General features: G+C 30.9%; 23 protein-coding genes. 15 read left to right on the forward strand and 8 right to left on the reverse strand.

Going from position 1 to position 24,400, the window contains the following annotated elements; all coding sequences use genetic code 11:
- Positions 1-6: 6 nt before the first annotated feature.
- From KQA_RS0205315 to KQA_RS0205330, 5 genes are all read right to left on the reverse strand, one after another.
- Positions 7-849: an N-acetylmuramidase domain-containing protein gene (locus KQA_RS0205315; protein ID WP_010178862.1), complete on the reverse strand. Its 843-nt coding sequence runs from the start codon at positions 847-849 to the stop codon at positions 7-9.
- A 75-nt stretch (positions 850-924) separates the two neighbouring features.
- Positions 925-1,629, reverse strand: a complete 705-nt coding sequence (locus KQA_RS20495) for a sulfatase-like hydrolase/transferase (protein WP_232285856.1) — start codon at positions 1,627-1,629, stop codon at positions 925-927.
- Complete coding sequence (locus KQA_RS20500) at positions 1,554-2,465, reverse strand: sulfatase-like hydrolase/transferase (protein WP_198283110.1); 912 nt, start codon at positions 2,463-2,465, stop codon at positions 1,554-1,556. Before KQA_RS20500 ends, KQA_RS20495 begins: the two co-directional genes overlap by 76 nt.
- A complete protein-coding gene (locus tag KQA_RS0205325) occupies positions 2,465-3,244 on the reverse strand; it encodes an alpha/beta fold hydrolase (RefSeq protein ID WP_010178864.1) in 780 nt (259 codons plus the stop codon). The genes KQA_RS20500 and KQA_RS0205325 overlap by 1 nt, the downstream gene beginning before the upstream one ends.
- The gene (locus KQA_RS0205330; RefSeq protein ID WP_010178866.1) at positions 3,241-4,533 is read right to left on the reverse strand and encodes an aminopeptidase P family protein; all 1,293 of its coding nucleotides are present in this window, start codon (positions 4,531-4,533) and stop codon (positions 3,241-3,243) included. Before KQA_RS0205330 ends, KQA_RS0205325 begins: the two co-directional genes overlap by 4 nt.
- 321 nt (positions 4,534-4,854) lie before the next feature.
- Here KQA_RS0205330 and KQA_RS0205335 point away from each other — a divergent pair, with 321 nt between their 5' ends.
- Together KQA_RS0205335 and KQA_RS0205340 are read left to right on the forward strand one after the other, a co-directional pair.
- The gene (locus KQA_RS0205335; protein ID WP_010178868.1) at positions 4,855-5,256 is read left to right on the forward strand and encodes a DUF2721 domain-containing protein; all 402 of its coding nucleotides are present in this window, start codon (positions 4,855-4,857) and stop codon (positions 5,254-5,256) included.
- 15 nt (positions 5,257-5,271) lie between these two features.
- Positions 5,272-6,720, forward strand: coding sequence for a PAS domain-containing sensor histidine kinase (locus KQA_RS0205340; protein WP_010178871.1), 1,449 nt, complete (start codon positions 5,272-5,274; stop codon positions 6,718-6,720).
- Positions 6,721-6,840: 120 nt separating this feature from the next.
- Here the strand turns inward: KQA_RS0205340 and KQA_RS0205345 are convergent, their stop codons facing one another.
- Entirely contained in the window at positions 6,841-7,890 is a 1,050-nt protein-coding gene (locus tag KQA_RS0205345; protein WP_010178873.1) for a DUF6970 domain-containing protein, read from the reverse strand.
- 423 nt (positions 7,891-8,313) lie between these two features.
- Here KQA_RS0205345 and KQA_RS0205350 point away from each other — a divergent pair, with 423 nt between their 5' ends.
- The 3 genes from KQA_RS0205350 (at position 8,314) to KQA_RS0205360 (ending at position 11,428) form a co-directional block, all read left to right on the forward strand.
- Positions 8,314-8,856: an RNA polymerase sigma factor gene (locus KQA_RS0205350; RefSeq protein ID WP_029209468.1), complete on the forward strand. Its 543-nt coding sequence runs from the start codon at positions 8,314-8,316 to the stop codon at positions 8,854-8,856.
- Positions 8,849-10,351, forward strand: a complete 1,503-nt coding sequence (locus KQA_RS0205355) for a hypothetical protein (RefSeq protein WP_010178876.1) — start codon at positions 8,849-8,851, stop codon at positions 10,349-10,351. Before KQA_RS0205350 ends, KQA_RS0205355 begins: the two co-directional genes overlap by 8 nt.
- A 105-nt stretch (positions 10,352-10,456) precedes the next feature.
- A complete protein-coding gene (locus KQA_RS0205360; protein WP_010178877.1) occupies positions 10,457-11,428 on the forward strand; it encodes an ABC transporter ATP-binding protein in 972 nt (323 codons plus the stop codon).
- 82 nt (positions 11,429-11,510) lie between these two features.
- Here KQA_RS0205360 and KQA_RS0205365 read toward each other — a convergent pair whose 3' ends face one another.
- Positions 11,511-12,308 carry a tetratricopeptide repeat protein gene (locus KQA_RS0205365; protein ID WP_010178879.1) on the reverse strand — a complete coding sequence of 266 codons (798 nt, stop codon included), beginning with the start codon at positions 12,306-12,308 and terminating at the stop codon, positions 11,511-11,513.
- Positions 12,308-12,874 (reverse strand): RNA polymerase sigma factor, encoded by a 567-nt coding sequence (locus KQA_RS0205370; protein ID WP_010178881.1) that lies wholly within the window; start codon positions 12,872-12,874, stop codon positions 12,308-12,310. The genes KQA_RS0205365 and KQA_RS0205370 overlap by 1 nt, the downstream gene beginning before the upstream one ends.
- Before the next feature lie 80 nt (positions 12,875-12,954).
- Here KQA_RS0205370 and KQA_RS0205375 point away from each other — a divergent pair, with 80 nt between their 5' ends.
- From KQA_RS0205375 to KQA_RS0205430, 10 genes are all read left to right on the forward strand, one after another.
- Complete coding sequence (locus tag KQA_RS0205375) at positions 12,955-13,452, forward strand: RNA-dependent RNA polymerase family protein (protein ID WP_010178883.1); 498 nt, start codon at positions 12,955-12,957, stop codon at positions 13,450-13,452.
- Between the two features lie 23 nt (positions 13,453-13,475).
- Complete coding sequence (locus KQA_RS0205380; RefSeq protein WP_010178885.1) at positions 13,476-13,970, forward strand: hypothetical protein; 495 nt, start codon at positions 13,476-13,478, stop codon at positions 13,968-13,970.
- Between the two features lie 49 nt (positions 13,971-14,019).
- The gene (locus KQA_RS0205385) at positions 14,020-16,794 is read left to right on the forward strand and encodes a CHAT domain-containing protein (RefSeq protein ID WP_157366595.1); all 2,775 of its coding nucleotides are present in this window, start codon (positions 14,020-14,022) and stop codon (positions 16,792-16,794) included.
- A 461-nt stretch (positions 16,795-17,255) separates the two neighbouring features.
- Positions 17,256-18,611, forward strand: coding sequence for a JmjC domain-containing protein (locus KQA_RS0205395; protein WP_010178888.1), 1,356 nt, complete (start codon positions 17,256-17,258; stop codon positions 18,609-18,611).
- Between the two features lie 21 nt (positions 18,612-18,632).
- Entirely contained in the window at positions 18,633-18,806 is a 174-nt protein-coding gene (locus tag KQA_RS20185; protein ID WP_157366596.1) for a hypothetical protein, read from the forward strand.
- A gap of 451 nt (positions 18,807-19,257) precedes the next feature.
- On the forward strand, positions 19,258-19,431 hold the full coding sequence (locus KQA_RS20190; RefSeq protein WP_157366597.1) for a hypothetical protein: 174 nt from the start codon (positions 19,258-19,260) through the stop codon (positions 19,429-19,431).
- Between the two features lie 56 nt (positions 19,432-19,487).
- Positions 19,488-19,964, forward strand: coding sequence for a glycine-rich domain-containing protein (locus tag KQA_RS18590; protein WP_010178890.1), 477 nt, complete (start codon positions 19,488-19,490; stop codon positions 19,962-19,964).
- Complete coding sequence (gene gwsG / locus KQA_RS0205415) at positions 19,961-20,965, forward strand: grasp-with-spasm system ATP-grasp peptide maturase (RefSeq protein WP_010178892.1); 1,005 nt, start codon at positions 19,961-19,963, stop codon at positions 20,963-20,965. The genes KQA_RS18590 and gwsG overlap by 4 nt, the downstream gene beginning before the upstream one ends.
- A gap of 162 nt (positions 20,966-21,127) precedes the next feature.
- The gene (gene gwsS, locus KQA_RS19505) at positions 21,128-22,168 is read left to right on the forward strand and encodes a grasp-with-spasm system SPASM domain peptide maturase (protein WP_010178897.1); all 1,041 of its coding nucleotides are present in this window, start codon (positions 21,128-21,130) and stop codon (positions 22,166-22,168) included.
- A 20-nt stretch (positions 22,169-22,188) separates the two neighbouring features.
- Entirely contained in the window at positions 22,189-24,399 is a 2,211-nt protein-coding gene (locus KQA_RS0205430) for a peptidase domain-containing ABC transporter (protein ID WP_010178898.1), read from the forward strand.
- The last annotated feature ends 1 nt before the right edge of the window (position 24,400 follow it).

The raw sequence follows: 24,400 nt of genomic DNA on the forward strand, positions 1-24,400 counted from the left end.
AAAATATTAAAAACCCGCATATCTCAAATAGGCTTTTTGTAATTTTTCATCATATTTATTTTGTCGGTATCCACTACCATTATAGCCTTCGGCAAACTTTGCCCAATTTTTAGCGCGAGCCCAATCTAATAATGGTTTTCCTTTAAATACCGTTACCTTTATAAATTTTCCAAATGCTGCTAAATGCTCACGTTCATGCTCATACATTTCAGAAACAAAATGATCAACAGAAGCATAGCCCAACTTTTTATAATGATATCCCATAATCTGGAAAGCTCCCCATGATGCAGATGCATATGCGGCATCATGAACCTCGGGTAAGTCAGACATTCCGGCTGCTTTTTCCAAACGCGTATATTCTCCTGCACCACCCTTGTAGTATTTTTTAGTCCAACGGGAATACAATACATCTTTTGTCCTATCCTCTAAAAAATCGGAAGGATTTAAGCCTTTACTTTTCAATTGTTTCCAAAACACATGTCCTTCAAACAATATTCGTGGGCGCCCGTACACTAAAAACCCTTTTCCACTACTCTCTATTTCATTCACAGCTTTAACTACAGCGACTTCTAAATCATAAGTAGTTGCAAAGTCTTCAATATCTTTTTCGGACAGCAACTTATCATTAAATACAATAAGTTCTTTTTCCTTTTCAATGAGTTTTGACCATGTTTTTAAACCTACAATACCATCCGCTACTAACTTATTCTTTTTTTGAAAATCAATGATAGCTGCATGAGAGTCTTTTCCAAAATAATTAGACACATATACATTATAGCCTAATTTTTCCAAAATTTCTTCTAAAAAATAAACTTCTTGTCCTCTGGACCTGTAACGTAGTGTCTTCATAATTATGTGGTTGTAGTTTTATACAATTTACGCTATTCTTTTATTCAACATCTGAATTTAACGAATAAATTAATTTTAACTTCCCCCTCTATTCTCAATCCTTTCCAATTCCTTATGCAATTCCTTTACTTTTTCGGGATATTTATCTGCTAAGTTAACTTGCTCCGATGGATCATCTCTTAAATTAAACAACTGGGCTTTATCCATTATCCCCGATTCAATACCCTTTGTTGTCACCCATAAAAAATGCTTTTCATATTTACTTGGTTTTATATATTTCCAATCTCCTATACGTAAAGCCAAAGTCCCCGCTTCTTCCAATAATTGATCTCTTCCTTTTTTATCTTCTCCCGTAAGGCTTGTTAAATGGTTTTTACTATCCAATACATTAGCTGGTACTTTTTGACCCACCAAGGCAGCAAAAGAACTATAAAAATCTACCTGACTTAGCAATGCATTCGATACCAACGGAATAATTTTTCCTTTCCAATACACTATAGTGGGTACTCGAGTACCTGACTCATAAATACTATATTTACCTCCTCTAAAAGGTCCAGAAGGATTATGATTCCCTAACTTTTCAACCGAAAAATCTTCGTATCCATCATTCAATACCGGTCCATTATCGCTAGTAAAAATAAGCATTGTATTAGCTGCAATCCCATGTTTTTCGACACTTTTCATTATTTCACCAACAACAAAATCTACTTGAGCAATAGCATCACCTCTAGGCCCCATAGTACTTTTTCCTTTAAATTTTTGATGTGGTAGTCTTGGCACATGAATATCGTGAAAGGAATAATATAAAAAGAAAGGTTTTTTCTGTTATTCTGAATAAATTTAGTTGCTTTTAGAGTTAATTTATAAGGAATATCCTCATCAACCCACTCTGCTGCTTTCCCTCCTTGCATGTAGCCTATTCTGCTCACTCCATTTATAATTGTATTACTGTGTTGTGGGTCCGCCTTAAAACGCAACTGTTCTGGATTTTGATCTCCTGTAGGTCGGTTCCCTACTTTTTTATCATAATTAACAAGTATAGGATCCTCTATTGATTTCCCTATCACTTCCCCATTTTCCATGTACACTGTAGGAACACGATCTCCTGTGGCTGGTAATAAAAAGCTGTAATCAAAACCTATCTGCTTAGGCCCTGGATTTATTTTTTTGTTCCAATCCACATATCCATCTCCTAAGCCTAAATGCCATTTACCTATTACTGCAGTTGTATATCCTGCTTTTTTAAGCATTTTGGGTAAAGTGATCGAAACCGTATCAATCAATAAAGGAGCGTCACCTTTTAATACTTTTGCCTTTTTTCGAAATGCATAATTACCCGTTAATAAGCTATAACGTGATGGTGTACATGTTGCTGTAGCACTATGCGCATCAGTAAAACGCACTCCATTTGCAGCCATAGCATCAATATTTGGTGTGTTTACTCCTTTTGCACCATAACAACCTACATCGGCGTATCCTAAATCATCTACATATAACAGAATAATATTAGGCGGTGCTTTTAGCTCGATAGCATTATTCACAGGTAATTCAAATCCTTTCTGCTTGCAAGCATTTACTGAAAATAATAGTATTAATATAAGAATTGAAACTTTCATTAATTAGAAGTTAAAAACTCAAATAAACTCGTGTTTAATTCATTTGGCACTTCCATATAACTCATGTGGCCACTTTGTAAAGTAATTAATTTTGAACTGGTTAAAGCAGCTTCAGCAACAGAATCATTATATAAAAGAACGGGATCATTTTTACCAGAAACAATAAGTTTTTTTCCTTTAAAATCCCCCAAAACTTTGGTTCTACTAAGTCGATCCTTCATACCTAATAATGCTGCTTTTATAGCTTCTGCAGAAGTTTTTTGAGCTTCCTTTACAAGTTCGTCAATTTGATTCGCCCGCTCTTTTTTAAATGAATTTGAAAATAAATTTACAATCCCCATACGTACATAGGTACTCTTTTGCTCATCGACAACCTTTATAGCTCTATCTCTATTAATTCTTTTTTCTGTACTATCCGCATTACTTGTTGAATTGAGCAACACCAAATGAGTAGCTTGTTTTTTACATATTTGCAGTACTGCTAAAGCCACATAACCTCCCATCGAATGACCGATGATCGCAAATTCTTTGATTTTTAAATAAAGTAACACCTCCTTGACTGCTTCGGCTTGCATTTCCATAGAGTGCACCAAACACAAATTGCCTGACTCCCCATGTCCTAATAAATCAACACATATATTGGTAAAATAATGATCAAAAAAAGTGATTTGCGATGTCCAAATAGATTTACTTTCCATAAATCCATGCAACCATACCACCGCAGGTCCTTTTCCAGAAACCGTATAGCCTATTTGGATATTTTTATAGCCTATTTTCATTGATTCATTAATGTTTCAATTTCATCTGCCTCTATAGGTATCGTACTCATTAAGTTCAATGGTGTTCCTTCCTTTTGAATCACAACATTATCTTCTAAACGAAACCCCATTTTTTCTTCGGGGATATAAATACCAGGCTCTACTGTTACTACCATATTTGCTTTCATCGGCTCGTTTTGCGAACCATAATCATGTGTATCTAAGCCTAAAAAATGTGATGTTCCATGCATAAAGTACTTACGGTAAGCGGGTGTTTCTTTGGATGCATTTTTAACATCCGCTTTGTCAAGTAATTTTAAATCTAATAATGCCGATGTCATCAATTTCCCTACCTCTTCATTATAATCTTTCCATTCAAGTCCTGGGGTCAATAAATTAGTGCTTTCTGCTTTTACATGGAGTAATGCGTTATATACTTCCTTTTGTCTTTTTGTAAATTTTCCAGAAACGGGAACTACTCTAGTTAAATCACTTGAGTATTTAGCATAAGCAGCTGCTACATCCATTAAAATCACATCACCAGCCTTGCACTGCTTATTATTCTCTATATAATGAAGTACATTAGCGTTTGTTCCACTTGCCACTATGGGTGTATAAGCAAAACCGTCGGCCCTATTTTTTGTAAATTCATAAATTAGCTCCGCTTCAATTTCATATTCCCATACCCCGGGCTTGATCATTCCTAATACCTTTCGAAATCCAATTTCGGTAATGGAACAGGCTTGTTGTATTATTTCAATTTCTTCGGGTTCTTTTATTGCTCGTAATTGGTGTAAAATAGGATTGCTCTTCGCTACATTATGAGCTGGATATTTCTTTTTACACCATTCAATAAAACGATCTTCACGTGTTTGTGTGATAGTATTGGCTCTAGAATGCTCATTAGTATTAAAATAAACTGTGGTTGCTTCTGCCATAAGCATGGCAAATATTTTTGGAAAATCATCCAACCAATATACCGTTTCAATACCTGATTGTTCAGTAACCTTTTCCTTTGTCAACTTTTCTCCTTCCCAAATAGCAATAAGTTCGCTAGTTTCCTTTACAAAAGCAATTTCCCTGTGTGCAGGATTATTAGCATCAGGAAATAACAGCAATATACTTTCTTCTTGATCTAAACCACTTAAATAATAAATATCTCTATGCTGTTGAAAAGGCAAAATACTATCTGCGCTTACAGGATATATATCATTACTATTAAAAATAGCTATACTACTATTATTCAGAAATTTATTAAATTTATTTCTGTTTTTTTTAAACAATGAAGCTTTAATTGGCGTATATTTCATTTTTAATTATTTACCTTATTGTCAACCATTTAAAACACTTATTAATCCCTCCTTTTAAAAGAACCCATTTTACCAAGTACAAAAGCCTTCATTAAAGACGAAATCAACAATATTGACGTTTACTAATAAAATTAAAGTTAACAATAAAATAGTGATAATGAATAATCAACTTTAAGAACATTGTAAATAAGTATAATCCTACAAAAAATATTAATTAAAACTTAAAAAAAGCGTTTTTCATCCTTTTTATTTGCTTTTAAACGTCATAAAGTGTAATTTATACGTCATTTAAAATACGCTCAAATTATAAAAAAAATTCCTATGATTCTTGAAATGAGCATCCCAGCCTTATTGTTTCCTGCTATTTCCTTAACAATGCTAGCTTACAATGCACGTTATCTTGCTATTGCTGCTCTTATAAGAAAATTACATAAGGAATATTTAAGTAGCAATTCAAAAAGCATTGGAATTCAAATAAATCAACTTAGAAAACGTCTGTATTTAATTAGAAATATGCAAGCTACCGCTATTTTAAGCTTTTTGGGCTCCGTAATTACAATGAGTTTTTTATATAAAGAAATGACCAATTGGGCTAATTTTGCATTTGGTTTAAGTTTAATTGCTCTAGTTATATCGCTCACCATTTCACTAATCGAAGTCCAACTATCTACAAAGGCATTATCTGTTCAATTAAATTCCTTAGAAGAAAACAACACTAATTAATAAGTCCCCCACCTTATGCTTGCGAATAAATTATTTGAAAATACATTAAAAAAATTTGATATAGGCTATTGGGAGCTTGGTAGCCTTTTGCCTAATGATATTTGGTCCAAAGAATTTTACAACAATTTAAAGTTAGATGCATCAAAAGTTAGTCCCTCAATTGATTTTTTTAACAATGAAATTATTCACCCCGAAGACTATGATTTTTTTCAAAAAAACTACACTAATTACCGTGTGAATAATTTAAATTTTAGACAAAAAATTCGTCTAAAAGACAGTTTTAGCTCTTACCTTGATTTCATTTGTTACACGGCCGAAGAAGCTCCTGTAAACATTAAATCGGATACTAAACTTTTATTTTTTCAAAAAATAACAGAATTTAACGAATCCAGTAATCCTTTCCATTATCAAGAAACTGCCGTAATGTCCTCAACCGGAAGTTGGTTTGTTGATTTTAAAAATAAAAAAAGTTATTGGGATCCAGAGGCTAAAAAGATTTTGGGATATCCAGAGGATTATGAACCCTCATTGAATAAATCTCATTTATACTATACTGAAGATTGCAGGCAACAGGCTTCTAATTTATTTTTATCCTGTTGTACTACCGGTAAGTCTTTTAATACCGAAATTAAAATGCTTACTCAACAAGGTGACGAAATTTGGGTTCGTTCTGTTGGAAAACCAATACATGACACTAACCATAACATTATAGGTATTAAAGGTGTTTTTCAAAATATTGATGAAGCCAAAAAAAGAGAACTTACACTTCAGAAATCCATAAACATTATAGCTTCGCAAAACAATAGGCTATTTAATTTTGCTCATATTGTATCACACAACTTACGCTCCCACTCTAGTAACTTAAGCTTACTTGTTCAACTTATTGAAAGTATCGAGGATCCCGCTGAAAAGGGTGAACTAATTAGTGAAGTAAAAAATATTGGTGAAAATTTGAACACCACTATTGAACACCTTAATGAAATTGTTACCATACATACCAATAAAAAACAAAAACGTAAGGATATTCTATTTAAAGATACGCTGCAACTAGTCACCAACTCCATTAGAAATATTATTACAAGTGGTAATGCTACAATTACATCCGATTTTAAAGAGTTCCCCCAAGTACGCTATATAGCAGCATATTTAGAAAGTATTATTCTAAACCTAATCACCAATGCTATTAAATACAAACACCCAGACAGAGACACTAAAATACATTTAAAAACAGGAATCACTGAAAACAATAAAGGAGGTTATTTAAAAATATCCGATAATGGTATTGGTATAGATTTAGATACTTTTGGGGAGCAAATTTTTGGAATGTACAAAACATTTCATAATAATACCGATGCTGTTGGTATTGGTTTATTTATAACCAAAAACCAAATTGAATCACTTAATGGAAGCATTAGAGTGGAAAGTGAAGTTGGAAAAGGAACCACATTTACCATAACATTTTAACAAAAAAACAAAAGACTGCCTCTCCAGGCAGTCTTTACACAACAACATTACTATCAATAAATATTCTAAAACTGAATATTATTAGTCTTTAATGTTTCAAATTAATTTACACAAGATCAATTAAAACACTAAAATCGCTTTGCCATCATTACAAACAATAGTACTTGGAGGCACTAACACATCACACGTAGAAACTACTCCCCATTTTTTATTAAAATCATCTTCAGCTTTTGTATACTTCGCTACTTTGGCTAAAAAGTCTTTCACATCAATTTTTGTGGAATAAGCGATAAAGCCATTGGGCCCACCACAGGCTTTACTGCCCACCGCTGTAAAATCCCATTCCGTTGCATTTTCACAAACTACACTTTCCGAAATTTCTTTGAGTTCTGCTAACATTTTATTTAATACTTCGCGCTCCTCTCCTTGAGTCAATTCACATTTTTTGCACTCTTTACTCCGTGTATAGCTAATTGGTTTATCAAAATTTTCTAAATTTAAAATAACCGTCTCCCCAGGAGATACTAATGATGAAAGATCAAAAGAAGTTGTTGCACTTGTTGTCGCAGGTTTAGTTAAATTTTCTTTTACTGTAAACTTAATATTTCGCTGTATTGGAAAACTTTCTAATACAGCTCCAGAATCAATTAAATCAACATCTTTAACAGGGTCTTGAGTGACCAATAAACTAAATGTAATATGCAAACAATCCCCATTAATTGTGGCTTTTTCTACCAACGATGATTTAGCACTTTCAAACAATTTTTTATCAATAATTACCGATTTATCACATTTTGTAATATCATCTCTTGTTGAAAATAAAATTACCCGATCTGTGGCTTCGGCTTCAAAATCTGGACAGGTATTTACTCCCGCTATTCCACCAAACTCACAAATTACATTTTCATCACAATCATAAACTAAGGCTAACGAATCTGCACAATTATTAACACAATCATCTACAAAATAAACCACTTTATTTTGATAGGTATATTGAATAATTTCAAGACCATTGGACGTTCCAGGAGTCTGAGCTTCTTCATTTGCTATTAATTTTTTTAACACAGCAATCTCTTCTAATGGATTATCACTACATTTTTGAGTTTCCAAAACCCGCTCACAACTAACAAATAGCAACAACAAAACGAATATTCTAATTATATTTTTCATGAGTAATATATTAAGATTGGTTACATTTAATTTTTTACACGTACTTATGAGCAGTGAGTACTTATTTTGAAAATCATGCAATACATGTAAACATGTACTGCATGAGTACTTTCAATTAAACTTATGCTCAATCAATAATAAGCTTAGTTATTTTTAAAATGTCGCTTGTTCTTATTATCCCAATAATACCCCCTCAAAATTGAACAATAAGCACTAAACAATACAAAATATTCATAAATATCTAAACCTCTTTTACTATAGATGCAAATTATAGTAATTGGTTGCGTGCTTTTTTATAAAAATTAATAGATAACTATAAAATGTTAAAATTTGGATAATGCAACGCAACCTTTTTGTTAAATAATACTCTTGTAAGTAGAAACACATTAATTTTAACATTCGGCTGGCTAAACTAACTTAGATATAGAACAACTTATTGAAAAATGTAAACAGTGTGACGTAAAAGCTCAAGAGGCTCTTTACAGAAGGCTTGCGCCTGTACTTTTGGGGGTTTGCATGAAGTATTGTAAAAATAAAGCTAATGCCGAAGATTTATTTCAAGAATCATTTATTATCATTTTTAATAAAATTGATCAATTTAAACACACAGGATCATTTGAAGGCTGGGCAAAACGTATTACTATTAATACTATTTTAAGTCATTTTAGAAAAAAAACAAATACAGAACCTATTAATGAAGAAAAAATTGAAATTATTGAAGATGACGACGAGTTTGAGCACACAAATTTTTCACTAGACACATTATTAGCATTAATTCATAAACTCCCTAATCAATACAAATTAGTATTTAATATGTATGTTCTTGATGAATATTCACATCAAGAAATTGCTGATGCCTTAAATATTTCAGTTAATACATCTAAATCAAATTTATCTAGAGCAAGAGCTATTCTAAAAAAAGAATTAGAAAAACTTAAGCAACAAAAAAACATGATTAATGGATAACAAAAAACCACATATCGATGCCCTTTTTAAGGATAAGCTTCAAGATTATGAAGCTATTCCTAATGCAGCTTTGTGGAAAGAAATTTCTAAAAACATTCCTCAAAAAAAGAAGAAAAATAACCGCTTACTTTTTTTAGCCTTCCCCATGGGGATAGCGGCCTCATTAGCGTTATTTTTTATGCTAACCACCTTATCTAAAAATGAAAGCATTCCTAAAACAAGTATCGTTTTTTCCGATAGTCCTTGCCCGGTAATCCCTAGCGAAAATAGTATTACAAATGTAAAAAACATTGAAAAAACAAATGTCAATCAAGGAGTAGCAACTATTACAAATCAAAAAGAAGTTGATGATACACCTAAAGTAAAAAATGAGTTTATAAAAAAAGATACTAAAAAGTCTAAAAGTTACCACGCATTAGTCAACTCAAACAATAAGCCACCTTTACCTCAAAAAACTTTAAAAAGTAACGCTCCAACAACAAAACAGATTGTCATACAAAACAACACAAGTTCACCGCAACAGGTAACCCAAGTTCCAATTAAAAAAAACCTAAATATATCGGGTAAAAAACCAAATCTAGAAAAAGAGTTTAAAAAAAATCAAGAAAAAGCGCAAGAAAACCTTTTAGACGAACTGTTAGCCGATACCAAAGAAAAAAAAGAAACTCTTCCCACTAAAAATGATCACAAAAACTGGAGCATTCAACCACAAATAGCCCCTTTGGCATATAATTCGCTATCGGGAGGCTCCACCATAAATTCCGATTTTTCTAATAACCCACAAACCACCAATACCGCATTAAGTTATGGTATACGTATTGCTTACCAGCTATCCAACAAACTCCAAATACGTTCGGGTATAAGCACCGCATCTATTAATTTAACTACCAATGATATAAATTCATCAAATTTAGCTTCAACTAATAGCGCCATCCTTTTCAACAATTCTGATGCCGTAAGTGCCCTTATTGGAGAAGAAGCTTTTAAGAATCTTGACGAATTTACTGGTAGAAGTACCCCACCAACTATAGGCCCCAATAGCATTCCCGAAAATTCTGAAGAAATTATCAACCCCAGTATATTTGCACCTCTAAACGACACCCCTTCAATACAAGACACTAACGTAATTAATAGAGGATCACTGCAACAGCAAATAAATTATATTGAAATTCCTATCGAGCTTGCTTATCGATTACTAAACAAGCAATTTGGTATTTCGCTCATAGGCGGAGTAAGTTCCTTTATTTTAACTCAAAAAAACGATCAACTTTTATTTGAAACTTCAGACAGATCAACCGAAATTGGCGAAGCTAAAAATCTTAACAACACCAGTTTTTCTGGCAACTTTGGTATTGGATTGGACTATAAAATAGCGCCAAATCTTAAAATAAGTGTTGAACCTATTTTTAAACTACAATTCAATGCTTTTGATAGTAATACCGCATTTGACCCTTATTTGTTTGGTATTTATAGTGGTATAAAATTCGATCTTTAAGCTCCTTAAAAACCCAAATAGAATTCCTTTACAGCCTTATTTAGTATTTTCAATACCTTAATGGTTTCCTGCTATTTTGTATTTTAGTCGCTTACAAAAAATCAAATGCTTTCCATAGAATCTATTTCATATGCTTATAACAAAACTAATGTTATTGACACACTTAGTTTTACGGCTAAAAAAGGAGCCCATATTACCCTAATGGGCGAAAGTGGTTGTGGAAAAAGCACCTTGTTAAAAGCTATATACGGCTTACTTTCCTTACCTAAAGGAAAAATAGTTTATAACAACAAAGAATTATTAGGCCCAGAACATCATCTAGTTCCTGGGCATCCATTTATGAAATATTTGGCACAGGAATTTGATTTAATGCCTTTTATATCGGCTGCCGATAATGTAGGCGAATTTTTATCTAATTTTTATCCAAATCAAAAACAACAGCGAACAAAAGAACTTTTGGAAATTGTTGGTATGACTGCTCATGCTAAAACCCACGTACGTTTTTTAAGTGGTGGTCAAAAACAACGTGTTGCATTGGCACGTGTTTTGGCAAAAGAACCCGAAGTTTTATTGCTAGACGAACCTTTTAGTCAAATTGATAATTTTAAAAAAAACGAATTACGTTACCGCCTTTTTAGTTACCTAAAAAAGCAAAACATTACCTGTATCACTGCAACTCACGATAAAAATGATGCGCTGGCTTTTTCGGATAACATTATTGTTATTAAACAAGGAAAACAAATCTCTGCCCGTAGTCCGCAAGAAATGTTTGCCAACCCTACTGACCAATATTCGGCTTCGTTACTTTCCGAAATTAATATAGTTCCACTTACTTTTTTTGACCCTGCCAGAGAAGAAAAAAACATCCTACTTTATCCTCACGAAATTAAACTGAAAAAGGATAGCCCTACTCAGCTTGAAGTTGTTGCCGCTTATTATAATGGCACCCATTATTTAATAAAAGCCGAACTACATAACAAAAGTGTGCTATTTCATCACGATTCATATATTGCACCAAAAACTTTAGTAGGTATTACAGTTAGTCGAACCATTATTGAACAACGTGCTAGGATTTGATAAAAAACATAGAGTCCCAACTGGAAACCTGCCTATAAAAATGCTCAAGCTGTGGAGGAAGAAGTTAGACTTACTTTTAAAATCAATTAATTTCTTTTAACATTTTTTTTGCTGCTTCACTTTTATATTGTGATGGATGCCGAATTACTAAATTTAAAGTTTCTTCCAGCTTTAGCTTTTCTTCCATTTTAAGATACACTAAGGATTTATACCACAAAGCTTTAGGAGCATCTATGGATTCTGAAGTCAATAAGTAATCAAAATTTGTAAGTGCTAACTCGGGTTGGTTTAGCTGTAAATAGGACATTCCGATATAGGCATAAACTATTGGATTCGCATCTTTATGTTGACTCAAATATTCTTTTAAACTAGTTACTGTTTTTGTATAATCCTGCTTTTTAAAAGCATTAATTCCTTTATCAAAGTCACTATTTATTTGAGTCCCTCGAGTGGTAAATGAAGGCAGTTCATTTTCATTATAATACTGCTCAAATAATTCATTATAACTCTTTTTACCATATAAAGTAACCAAACTAAAAAGAAGCAAAAAACTAGCCGCTGCTGCTAAAACATATTTAAAAAAAATAGGCTTCTTTTTTTTAGTAAAAATTGTCCTCGCTTTTACTAATTTATTTTCAATTTCAATGGCTTCATCTGACTTGAAATAAGCCTCTAGTGCTTGTTTATCTTTAGGATTAAAACTGTTATTTGAACTATCCCACGAACGAGTATTATAATGTAAGTTTATGGATTTATGTACGGCTAATTCCTCACGTAATTCGGCATTGTTTTTTAATTCCGATTCAAAAAGCACTTTTTGATCAGCGGTCATACTTTCATTTAAATAAGCTTCTATTTTCAGATATATTTCTTCTTCCATTATTTTGCCAAATTAGTATACCTTGTATCTTTCTTTACAAGTGCTGCTAAACTTTTTTTACATTTAAAAACTCGTTGAAAAGCTACATTTTCGGAAGCATAATTAAATTTTTTCACAATTACGGCGTAGGGTGTTTTTTTAAAATAAGCCTCTAATAATTTCTTACAATTCTCAGATAAAAGTGCTATTTTTTCTTCAAAAAGTTCCCAACGTTCTTGTTCTAAAATAAAATTACTATTGTCCGTCTCCTTATTATTTAGTTCTAATATCTGCTCGTTTCTTACCCTTTTTTTTCTAAAAGATAACTCTCTCAACCACAAATTCTTACAAACAACATACAAATAACCTTCAAAACTAGATTTAATTTCAAAATTTCTGACTTTTACTCTAGCTGTCAATTGAAACAGTGCCGAGTGAAATATTTCTTCAGCATCTTCGTATGTACCATTATTAGATTTTATGTAGGAAACAATATTAGAAAAGTTTTTTTCATATATCTTTAGAATGATTTTTTCTTCCCCAGACAAAAGTCCTTCTAAGTAAATTTGATTTTTATCTTTTTGCATCAATATTATAGTATTCTTTGGGTAAGAAAATAGTTTTGAATCAACAATGTTTAGAATATAACTCTTAAACTATAGAATTTATGAATTATAAAAGCATTTTTTTAAAATTAACAGCTATCGTTCTATTAATTAGCTGCTCTAATGATGATATTTTAATAGAAGACACCGATGTAGCGCCTTCGATACCACAACAGGTAACCCTTAATAAAACAAATATTCGCATATCAAATGCGCTTTCATTAAATAACACATTAAACCATAACGAATTTAATAATAAAAATGATATTCCTACTTTTTTAAGACCATGCAACGAGTTTACATATAGGGAATTTTTACATAAATATAAAGAAGTAATTGCGCCTCAAGATACACCAACTTATTACCGAAAAGCTTTAAAAATTAGAAGAGAAAACCAACTGCGAATATATCAATCCGAAGGAGCATGTTCCTCTATTAAAATCCCTTTAAAAATTGATATTTTTTATGATACTACGGATCAATTATACAAAGAAATCTGGTATTTTAAACCTGCAAAACCAGGTGGAGGCGAAGAACAAGACGACGTGGATTCTGATTAAAAATTAACATTAAAAAATTTACAATGCTCAAAAAAATAACACAAACTATGGCTATACTGCTAACTATTATTAGTTGTACCGCTGAAGATCATTTTGAAGATGTTACTAATAGTACTAATTTAATTATATCCAAAAACTCACAAAAAAAACAAATCCCTGTATTTTGCTCTCATGAATACCAACAATTTATGCATGTATACACAGAGACCACATTAATTAAAATAGCTCTGCCAATTTCCATTACCTCAGATACTGATCGCTTAAACCCTGTAACCAAAGTGAATTCTATAAAAAAGTCACAACCCATCAAAGACTTTGAAAAAGTACTAGAACAAAGGCATAAATTAAAAAAGAAGTATGATACAATGGGCAATTGTCCTAATATAAAAATACCCAACACAAAAAAAATACAATATAATACAAAACTAAAAGCGTACATCGAATATTGGGAAAAAACGGTAGGATTACCTGCTCCCAGAGGAGGTGAAGAGCAAGATGATTTAGATTCTCCCGATTAACATTCGGTTCATTAATAACGCTTAACAATTGTTTATTAAAAAGCTTTTAGTGTTCGTATTTATTTTTTTGTTTGAAGAAAGTTCATTTTCTCAAACAAATAATGACACTATTGATTTATACAATAAAAATGAAAGTATTACTGAGAAAATAGTCAAATCGGTAGCTTTACTCAACAATTTTTCAAATAGAAAAGCTTATGCTGAAAAAGAAAAATTTAGTAACCAGTACGCCAAATGGTTATATAAAAACAAACAATATGTAAAGGCTATTGAACTAAAAAAACACCGCTCTAGTACTCCAATAATTGACACCTTACTTTTTTGCAATCAATTGTTTTATGTAGGCTTATGCGAATATAAAATCAAACGTTATGATCAGGCTATTAAAACCTTTGATTTATTAACTTCATTAACCCATGCAAAAAGCAATTTATTAGTTGCAAAATCCTACACCGAATTAGGCCGCTGTTACAATAAAAAAGGGGATTACTTTAATGCTATTAAAAATTACCAATTAGGACAATCCCTTTTAATCAAAAACAACGAACTAAACAGACTACTTATAAACTATATAAATACGAGTCAAGCTTACGTAAATTTAGAAACAAAAAACAGTTATTTTGAATCATTAAAGTATCAACTTAAAGCAGATTCGCTATCAAAAAAAATAAAAACACAAGACAAGTATACATATTACATAAAAAAAGGGATTGCTCGGTTTTATAATAGAGATGAAACTTTAGATATCAATACCGCTTCTTTTTATTACCAACAAGCTTTAAAAATTGCAAAAAAGTTACAAGATTCATTCAAAATTGCCGAAATACATAGCCATCTGGGAAATCTTTATAACACGACTAATCCAACATTAAGCATAAAATTTCAATCAAAAAGCTTAGTGTTTTCCAACCAAAAAGATAGTATTCAAAATTATGCTATACATGCAAATTTAGGATTTGCACATATGCTTAACGAAGATTTTGACACTTCTTTAAAGCATTACTTCACCGCTATTGAATATATCACAGGATTTGAAATTCAACAACTAGCCTATTTATTAAACAAAAGAAAAAGCATAACGCTACAACATAACACCGATTATCTTTTAAAGGCATTAAAAGAGTTAGCTACTTTATATTTAAAAAAATACAATAAAGATTGTAACCAAATTCATTTAAAAAACTGTTTAGAATTATACCATTTTGCTGATCAAATTTTAGAATTGATTCGCACTCAAAGTAATGAGCTTAAATCTAAACTTTTTTGGCGTAAACAAAGCTCCGAAGTGTATAGTAAAGCCATTGAGATTTGTTATTTATTAAAGAAACCTAATCAAGCCTTTTACTTTATGGAAAAAAGCAAGGCCTTGCTATTAATTGAGAATGTAAAATCACAACACTTAAAACAGTCACTAAAAATACATCCTTACTTAATTGAAAAAGAAAACCTACTAAAAAAAGAAATTTATCAATTAGAAAAAAACAACCAAAACCCTAAACATAAAGATTCGGTCAATTTAATTTTATTTTCAAAACAACGACACCTTAAAAAGGTGCAAGATAGTATTGAATTTGAGTTATCAAAATACCCACATACAACATATAAAATTGATGTTATAAGTTTGGCAGAAACGCAACAAACGCTAAAGGAGAATGAAGTTATTATTGAATATAGCATTAACACCTATAATGATCATGCTAAAATAACATCACAAAATAAATACCTACATATTATTCCAGAAAGTGATTATGGAATAAAAAAGGTGTATAATTCCTACGGAATACTAATTACACGCAATACAGTTGATTTTTTTAACATTAAAAACCCCTCAACATTACAAAAAGAACTTCAATCATTTACCACTAAAATTTCTAAACCATTTCAATTAAACCAAGATTTTTTAACCTATAAAAAACAAGCGCTACAGATTTTTAAAAACTTATTTCCATCAAAAGATATTCTAGAAAAAATTAAAAATAAAAAGCTCACCATCATTCCCGATAGTTATTTAAACTATCTCTCTTTTGATGCTTTATTGGTACAAGAAAATGAAAAAACAAACTATTTAATAGAACAAAGTGAAATTAGCTATACCTATTCCAATACGTTTTTAAATCAAATTAAAAAACAAAAACCAACATCAAATTTATCACTTCTTAGTGTTGCTCCTATACAATTTGATTATTTAAAATTAGCTAAATTAGATCACAGTAAAAACGAAATACATCAACTTCAAAAACATTTCAAAAACACTGAATTTATTTTTAATAATGCTACAAAATCAAATTTTATCTCAGCATTGCCAAAATATGATGTGATACACCTTGCTACCCATGCCAACGCTCAAGATTCATTAGTGCCTTGGATTGCTTTTCACAAAGAAAAACTCACATTAGACGAAATTTACTTACATAAAAACAAAGCTAAACTAATTGTATTAAGTGCCTGTAATACGTTACTGGGAAAACAAGAACAAGGAGAAGGTGTAATGAGTTTAGCCAGAGGATTTTTCCATTCGGGAGCAGAAAGTGTGGTATCTTCTTTATGGAATGTAGACGACAAGGCAACAGCTAAAATAATGGATACTTTTTATGCGCAATTAAAAAACGGAAAGTCTAAAGCTACCGCGTTAAGAAACGCCAAGCTAACCTATCTAAAAAACCATAGCTTATCTGAAAAAGCGCCTTACTATTGGGCTTCCTTAGTACTTTTGGGCGCTAATGATCCTTTAATAAAATCTTCACATACAAATTGGTGGTATGGACTCCTCGCTTTAGCAATTAGCCTTTTTATTATGGTGTTTTTCAAAAAATATATCTTTTAATCTATTAATTGAGTAACGCACATACTATTACTATTATGTTGCTCCAAAATTTTCGTATTAATACCATTACCTATATGAATTTATCGAATTAAAATGCGCCTTTAGAAATTCTACGTCAACATAAAAAAGAACCGTAACACATGCTTATTTTTTCTGATTTGTAAATCCATCATTTTTATTTAAGGTAAATTCATATAGGTAATGATATAACAATTCATCTCATAAGTAATCCTAAATCTTTATAAAAACTTATTGAATAAAATAAGTTAATGCTCATTAATCTGAGCTCAAAAATAAATTGTGATTTTTTTAACATTTTATAGGGATAAGAATCGATTTCCATCATAACAATACTACGTATACATATACATCTTTTTTCATTGACTTGAAATATCTTAAATGGAGTAGACACAATCTTCATTAAACAATAAAACATAATAACCCTTAAAGGATATACACTAATGGAGAACATAAATAATGAATTTACAACACAATGGTGGGACACATTTTTAGATACCTCTAAAAATTTAACCAAACCTACTTCAATAAAAAATGCTTTTTCTGGGCAAACCTCAACCCAACTACTAGAAAAAACGCTAACTATTTTTAAATCCTTTGATGAAAGGGCAATGTTTAGGGTTTGGGTTAACGATAAACAACGTGATGATCTTAATAAGACTTTAATGAACAACCCTCCTCAAAAAAATGACACTCTGGAGAGCTGGACTAATCGAATTTTTGGAAAACAAAAATTTGGTATAATTTTTAATGAAAGTGAATCTTGGAATAAAGAATTAAATATAGATATCTATAAAAAAGTTAAACCCTTATTAGAAAAAGCGGGGTATCCTATGATGGGTATGGACCTTACTATTTTTATTGGGAATTATGGTTGGACCCCCTTAGGTATACATATCGATTATCTGGGTGAAAGCGTGATGCATTTTCATTTAGGCCCTACCAAAAAAGAGATGTATTTATGGGACAAAAAACTGTATTTAAATGATTTGAAAGGAAATTTAGGTGAAAAAAGGCCTGAGTTCTTTTTAGATAAAGCCACTAAATTCACTATTAATCAAGGCGATATTTTTTATATGCCATGGGGGATGCCACATATTGGTAAATCCGATGAACTCTCTGTTGGAGTTTCAGTTTGGTTTAATAAACCAACAAAGCAAAAATTAATATCTAAAATAACAGATAATTTAAATCTAGAATTTATAAACGAAAAAAAAACTTTTTTTAAAGAACATGATTCTTTTATTACTAATTCTGAAAAAATTAAAACTATTGATTATCAAAAAAATCCCTTAACAAATATTTTCTCAGAGCTAACGAATGAATTCAAAAAGAAAGATTTCTTGAAAGAAACTTCATTTCTAGAGCTATTCAAAATGGCGACTCTTGATTATCAACATTCATTAAAAAGTAGTTTAAATTTTAGTAGCCCATTATTTAGTAGTAAAGAAAAAAAGTCGCCTAAAATTTATAATGAAAGTCTCATTTCAATGGATAATCCATATAAAATAGAATGGTATCATAGTGATATATCAAGCAAACTTCACTTGTTTATTAAAGGTCAAAAATTAATGTTCAATTATTCTAAAGATATTATTGAACTGGTAACTAGAATAAACCAATCTAAAACATGTAGTGTTTCGGAACTACTTCAGGATCTTTTCATTGATTTCCCTAAAGAAGTACCCCTAAGAATTATTGAGCTCCTATATGAAAACGATGGGATTTCAATAAAAAACATTAAAAGAAAAAAAGTAAGAACACCTCAATTGAATAACGCATTGATTACATCGAAGTAATCAATTTAAAATAAATAAATTATGAGTAAAAAACAATTAGATGAGTTATTAGGCTTAGAAAAATTTAATCCTTTAAAAAACATTGAAAAAATTAAAGGAGGTTGTGATTGTGTACAGCGTATAACGGTAACTACGGTTAGATCAACCGGCCCTACAGTTGTAAAAAGCCTTGTAAGAGAAGAAGACAAACAGTAAAATGTACCATTAATCATTTAAGAGCTTAAGCCTAGGTTTAAGCTCTTTTTAATACCTATTTAAAAAAAATCGATTTCATTTATAATCTTCTAGTCTCGTAAGTTTTCAACTGATCGGTTTATCTAAAATAAGACTCCGTTGCTGTTATTGTTTAGTGTACTTTTTTACAAATAAATAAATCCATCTAGATTTAAAATAAACAATGCACATCTATAATCCAATCTTTACTTAAAACTCCTCTAACAACTCACAATCAAACAACTGAACCTCTACAAAAACTCCAAAAAATCAATTTTTTATTTTTTTTAACATTTTATAAGGATAAGAATCTTTTCCCAATATAACAATACTATGTATACATCATTTTCATTGATTTGAAAATTGGCATGCAGCCAAAGGGGGGAAGCCGAAAAACCTTTAATAGAGTAAGCATCATTAAAACAAATCACAAATGAAAACAATTAAGGAATTAGAACAGCTATCAAAAGAAAATTTAATAGATGAATTAATGATTGATTCTATTAAAGGTGGTTGCTGTGGGTGGACTGCAAGAACTACTGGTGGAACAAACACAACAGATAGTAAACGAGATGGTCCAGGACAAATGCTTGCGGCGTTTGAATAAACCTAAATTTAATTATCCCATCCAAAATTTGGGTGGGATATAAAAAATTAAAAATCATGAATCAAAGTTTTAAAGAATACATACACACTGAAACCGTTTTGCGATTTATGGATTCTTTTAATATCACAAAAGAAGAAGCCATTGATATCTTTCAGGAAATGAAAAAATTACTGGACTTAATGAATCATTATGGAGATTCCGAATATATTTTTACTCATGAACCTCTTTGGATTATCGATGAAATGTGGCACACTTTTATTCTTTACACCAGAGATTACAGAGATTTTTGCCAAACTTATTTCGGAAAAATTATAGATCACGATATAGTTGACAGAGAAAAAAAACAGATTATTATAGAAGGGCTAAACACAAAAAATGAAGACATCACTCAAACTGTTTCTTCTGCTGTAAAAAGATTATATCAATTAATTTATGATTACTTGGGTAAAGAGACATTAATAAAATGGATTGACAATTATGGAAAAAAATATACCATCTCGTATATGAATTCAATTAGAAAACCAATACAATGATTTTAATTATTAGCGAAAGTGATGATGGCAGTACATCAGATGTTATTAAATGGTTAAAGTATTATAAAATACCTTTTGAAAGAATTAATGAAAACCAATCAATAAGACTAGATTCAATTACTATTTCTAGCAATGAGATTGAACTAATTTTAGATCTAAACAATGGACGTAAAATTTTCTTATCAAAAGTAACTTCATTATGGTATAGAAGAGGACAGTTTACTTTTATTGAAGATATAGCGCTAAAAAAAACAAAACTTCCAAAAGATTTACTTTATACCTCAAAAAGTGAACTTATCAAAGTCAAACAGTTCATACATCTTTATTTAAAAAACAAAAGAACTATAAACAACTTTGATAATAACAAAATTAACAAATTACATATCCTTAATACAGCACTTAAATTTGATATCGCTATTCCAGAAACATTGATTACCTCCGAGAAAAAAAAACTAATGTGTTTTTTTCTCAAGCATAAAAATATTATTACAAAACCTATATATGAAAGTCCATATATTGATAAACTTCCGCCTTTTAATATTTATACTTCAGAGATAAAAGAAAAAGAAATTGAACAGCTCCCACCTTCTTTTTTTATGTCTCTTTTTCAAAAAAAAATTGATAAAAAATATGAAGTTAGAATATTTTATTTGGATAAAGCTTTTTATTCTATGGCAATTTTTTCACAAGGAGATAGGCAAACATCAATTGACTTTAGGAGGTACAAAGGAAATAAACCTAATAGAAAAACACCATATAAGTTACCTAAAAAAATAGAAAAAAAATTAATAAAATTTATGGACAGTATAGATTTAAACTGTGGATCTATTGATATGATTGTTAATAAAAACGGAGAACATATATTTCTGGAAGTAAATCCTGTGGGCCAATTTAATATGGTCTCTTATCCATGCAATTATAATCTAGAAAAAATAATAGCCAATTTTTTAACCGATGAAAAAGAAAAAACTCAAAAAATTATTACTGGAAAAAACTATTGAAGGGGAATTACCTGTTTTTTTTACTAAACCCATTTTTCTTAATGAAGAAGACGATTCATTTATAATGAACCAAAAATTCCTTTCTGTTAAAGATTACCAAACTAACAAATACAATATTCCAGATATTAAAATCATTAGGCCTATTTGTAAAACTTTTAAGTTATGAAAAAAAATATCGATCAATTCAACTTTAAAATATTTGAAAGCTGCAAGCCTGTAAAAGGTGCTAAAAGAGCTATAATATGTGACTTAGAAAGAAAAACGGCACTCCTAATTAATGAGGATCTTTATACTATTTTAACTAAAAATAAAAACAATACAATAGCACAAATTAAATCTCAATATGGCCATAAAAACAATAAAGTAATAGATGATTATTTTAATTATTTAATAAAACACGAGGTGATTTTTCTTTGTACAGTAGACGAACTAGAATTATTTCCAGAAATTCAAACCCACTGGAATACTCCTTCTGTAATTACCAATGCTATTATTGATGTGGATTCTGAAAGCAATCATAACTTTAATTCAATATTTCAAGAATTAAATGATTTAGGATGTAAAGATGTACTTCTAAGATTTTTTGACAACACCACTCTTGTTTATTTAACAAGAATCCTTGAGAAATTAAATAAAAGTAGTATCGAAAACATAGAATTAATACTAAAGTACTCAGGTGAATTTGATAACAATTTAAATTTCACTGAATTAAAAAACAAATTTCAACGAATAGCTTCTATAACAATTTATGATTCACCAATAAATAATGTATCCCCAAATCTTAATTCCACCATAGAATTAAAATTCATAACTAATTCATTAGACTCTGATACTCATTGTGGTTTTATCTCACCAAATCATTTCAGGTTCGAGAACAGTTTCTTTTTTGAATCTTTAAATTTTAACAATTGCCTTAATAGAAAAATTTCAATTGATAAAAAAGGTAATTTAAAAAACTGTCCATCCATGAAAGATCATTATGGAAACATAGCCACTAAAACAATTAGTGAGGTAATTGAAAATAAAAAATTTACTCACCTCTGGACAATAAAAAAAGATGCTATCAATAAATGTAAAGACTGTGAATTTAGATATATCTGTTCTGATTGTAGAGCTTTCACAGAAGATAATTCGATGTATTCTAAACCCTTGCACTGTAATTACAATCCATATGAAGCTGCATGGGAAGAAAATAGTAACTAATCTCAAATTCCCTTATAAAGTTGAAACAAACCTTCCCACATTACCGCCAACCCGATTCTAAAGACTGTGGACCCACATGTATTAGAATCATTGCCAAGTTTTATGGGAAACTTTATCCATTAGCCTTTTTAAGAGAATTATCGGAGACCATTCGTGATGGGAGTAGCCTTTTGGGATTGAGCGAAGCGGCAGAGCATATTGGTTTTCGAACACTTGCGATTAAAATTGATAGCCAGACTTTAGTAGAAACACCCCTGCCTTGTATATTGCATTGGAACAAACAACATTTTGTAGTACTCTATGAGGTAAAAACATCGAAAAAAGGAACTATCTATTACATTTCGGACCCTGCACATGGTTTATTAAAATACAACGAACAAGAATTTTTAAAACATTGGATTGGCAATAATGCCACCACTAACACCAATGAAGGCGTGGCCTTATTATTTGAAACCACTCCTAAGTTTTATAAAGATATTATCCAACACGAAACTCAAGATCAACGCTTGGGTATTTCGTTTATTTCTCCATATCTATTTAAATACAAAAAATTTATTGTTCAGCTGATTATCGGCTTACTTGCTGGTAGTCTGTTACAACTCATTTTTCCTTTTTTAACCCAAAGCATTGTTGATGTGGGGATAAAAAACCAAGATGTACACTTTATTTACCTCATTCTTTTTGCCCAATTATTCCTTTTTATTGGTAAAACTGCCGTAGAAATGATTCGGAGTTGGATTTTACTACACCTGAGTACTCGAATCAATATTTCACTAATCTCCGATTTTTTCATCAAATTAATGAAGCTTCCCATTGCCTTTTTTGATACGCGTATGACAGGTGATATTCTGCAACGTATTAATGACCATCAACGTATTGAAAAGTTACTCACCACCTCGTCACTAAACGTATTATTCTCCATGGTGAATCTTTTTATTTTTGGAATGGTATTGGCTTTTTACAGCCTATCTATTTTCGGAATTTTTATAGTGGGAAGTCTATTTTATTTTTTATGGATTCGCATTTTTCTTAAAAAAAGAGCCGATCTAGATTACCAACGTTTTACCGAAGTAAGTCAGGAACAAAGCAAAGTCATTGAACTCATTAATGGCATGCAGGAAATTAAATTACACAATGCCGAAAAACAAAAACGATGGGGCTGGGAATATTTGCAAGCCCGCTTGTTCAAAGTATCTATTGATGGATTAAAATTAGAACAATACCAAAGTGTAGGCTCCAGTTTTATTAATGAATTTAAAAACATCCTAATCACGGTGTTTTCTGCAAAATTGGTTATTGATGGCAACATCACTTTAGGAATGATGCTCGCCATAGCCTACATTGTAGGTCAATTGAACTCCCCCATTGCACAGCTCATCAATTTTGTACGCGAATTACAAGATGCTCAAATTTCATTGGATCGACTTGCCGAAATTCACAACAAAAAAGACGAAGAGCAGCAAATAGCACAACAAATTCAAAGCATACCAGATAACCTCTCCTTCGAGTTAACCAAAGTGTCTTTTAGATATATTGGCACAGAAAATAAGGTGCTCGATCAATTGACATTACGCATTCCTGCAAAAAAAATCACAGCCATTGTAGGGGCTAGTGGTAGTGGTAAAACCACCTTAATGAAATTGTTACTCAAGTTTTACGAACCTAATGAGGGTAACATTAGCATTGGACCACACAATTTACAATACATATCACAAAGATCATGGCGCTCAAAAGTAGGCGTGGTGATGCAAGAAGGCTTTATATTTAGTGATACCATTGCTCATAACATTGCCGTTGGTGATGATCATGTTGACAAAGACAAACTAGCCCATGCTGTACATGTGGCTAATATCAACGAGTTTATAGAATCATTGCCTTTGAGTTACAATACTAAAATTGGTAGCGAAGGTATTGGCTTAAGTACGGGTCAAAAACAGCGTATTTTAATTGCCAGAGCCGTATACAAAAATCCTGATTATTTGTTTTTTGACGAAGCTACTAGTGCTTTAGATGCCAATAATGAAAAAATAATTATTGAACGCTTGAATCACTTTTTTAAGGATAAAACCGTGGTTGTGATTGCACATCGTTTAAGCACCGTAAAAAATGCAGATCAAATTGTGGTACTCAACAAAGGTGCTATTATAGAACAAGGTGATCACGAAAGTTTAGTAAAACAACGAGAAGCTTATTATAGTTTAGTTAAAAATCAACTAGAATTAGGGGCATAAT

The sequence above is a fragment of the Aquimarina agarilytica ZC1 genome, from assembly GCF_000255455.1.
GTDB lineage: Bacteria > Bacteroidota > Bacteroidia > Flavobacteriales > Flavobacteriaceae > Aquimarina > Aquimarina agarilytica.

Bases quoted from the DNA above. Each gene is read 5' to 3' on its own strand.
- KQA_RS0205340 (WP_010178871.1), top strand. From the start codon at position 5,272: ATGCTTGCGAATAAATTATTTGAAAATACATTAAAAAAATTTGATATA.
- KQA_RS20500 (WP_198283110.1), bottom strand. From the start codon at position 2,465: ATGAAAGTTTCAATTCTTATATTAATACTATTATTTTCAGTAAATGCT.
- KQA_RS0205365 (WP_010178879.1), bottom strand. From the start codon at position 12,308: ATGGAAGAAGAAATATATCTGAAAATAGAAGCTTATTTAAATGAAAGT.
- KQA_RS0205360 (WP_010178877.1), top strand. From the start codon at position 10,457: ATGCTTTCCATAGAATCTATTTCATATGCTTATAACAAAACTAATGTT.
- KQA_RS20185 (WP_157366596.1), top strand. From the start codon at position 18,633: ATGAGTAAAAAACAATTAGATGAGTTATTAGGCTTAGAAAAATTTAAT.
- KQA_RS0205315 (WP_010178862.1), bottom strand. From the start codon at position 849: ATGAAGACACTACGTTACAGGTCCAGAGGACAAGAAGTTTATTTTTTA.
- KQA_RS0205345 (WP_010178873.1), bottom strand. From the start codon at position 7,890: ATGAAAAATATAATTAGAATATTCGTTTTGTTGTTGCTATTTGTTAGT.
- gwsG (WP_010178892.1), top strand. From the start codon at position 19,961: ATGATTTTAATTATTAGCGAAAGTGATGATGGCAGTACATCAGATGTT.
- KQA_RS0205395 (WP_010178888.1), top strand. From the start codon at position 17,256: ATGGAGAACATAAATAATGAATTTACAACACAATGGTGGGACACATTT.
- KQA_RS0205370 (WP_010178881.1), bottom strand. From the start codon at position 12,874: ATGCAAAAAGATAAAAATCAAATTTACTTAGAAGGACTTTTGTCTGGG.
- KQA_RS0205335 (WP_010178868.1), top strand. From the start codon at position 4,855: ATGATTCTTGAAATGAGCATCCCAGCCTTATTGTTTCCTGCTATTTCC.
- KQA_RS0205355 (WP_010178876.1), top strand. From the start codon at position 8,849: ATGGATAACAAAAAACCACATATCGATGCCCTTTTTAAGGATAAGCTT.
- KQA_RS0205330 (WP_010178866.1), bottom strand. From the start codon at position 4,533: ATGAAATATACGCCAATTAAAGCTTCATTGTTTAAAAAAAACAGAAAT.
- KQA_RS0205325 (WP_010178864.1), bottom strand. From the start codon at position 3,244: ATGAAAATAGGCTATAAAAATATCCAAATAGGCTATACGGTTTCTGGA.
- KQA_RS0205375 (WP_010178883.1), top strand. From the start codon at position 12,955: ATGAATTATAAAAGCATTTTTTTAAAATTAACAGCTATCGTTCTATTA.
- gwsS (WP_010178897.1), top strand. From the start codon at position 21,128: ATGAAAAAAAATATCGATCAATTCAACTTTAAAATATTTGAAAGCTGC.
- KQA_RS18590 (WP_010178890.1), top strand. From the start codon at position 19,488: ATGAATCAAAGTTTTAAAGAATACATACACACTGAAACCGTTTTGCGA.
- KQA_RS0205380 (WP_010178885.1), top strand. From the start codon at position 13,476: ATGCTCAAAAAAATAACACAAACTATGGCTATACTGCTAACTATTATT.
- KQA_RS20190 (WP_157366597.1), top strand. From the start codon at position 19,258: ATGAAAACAATTAAGGAATTAGAACAGCTATCAAAAGAAAATTTAATA.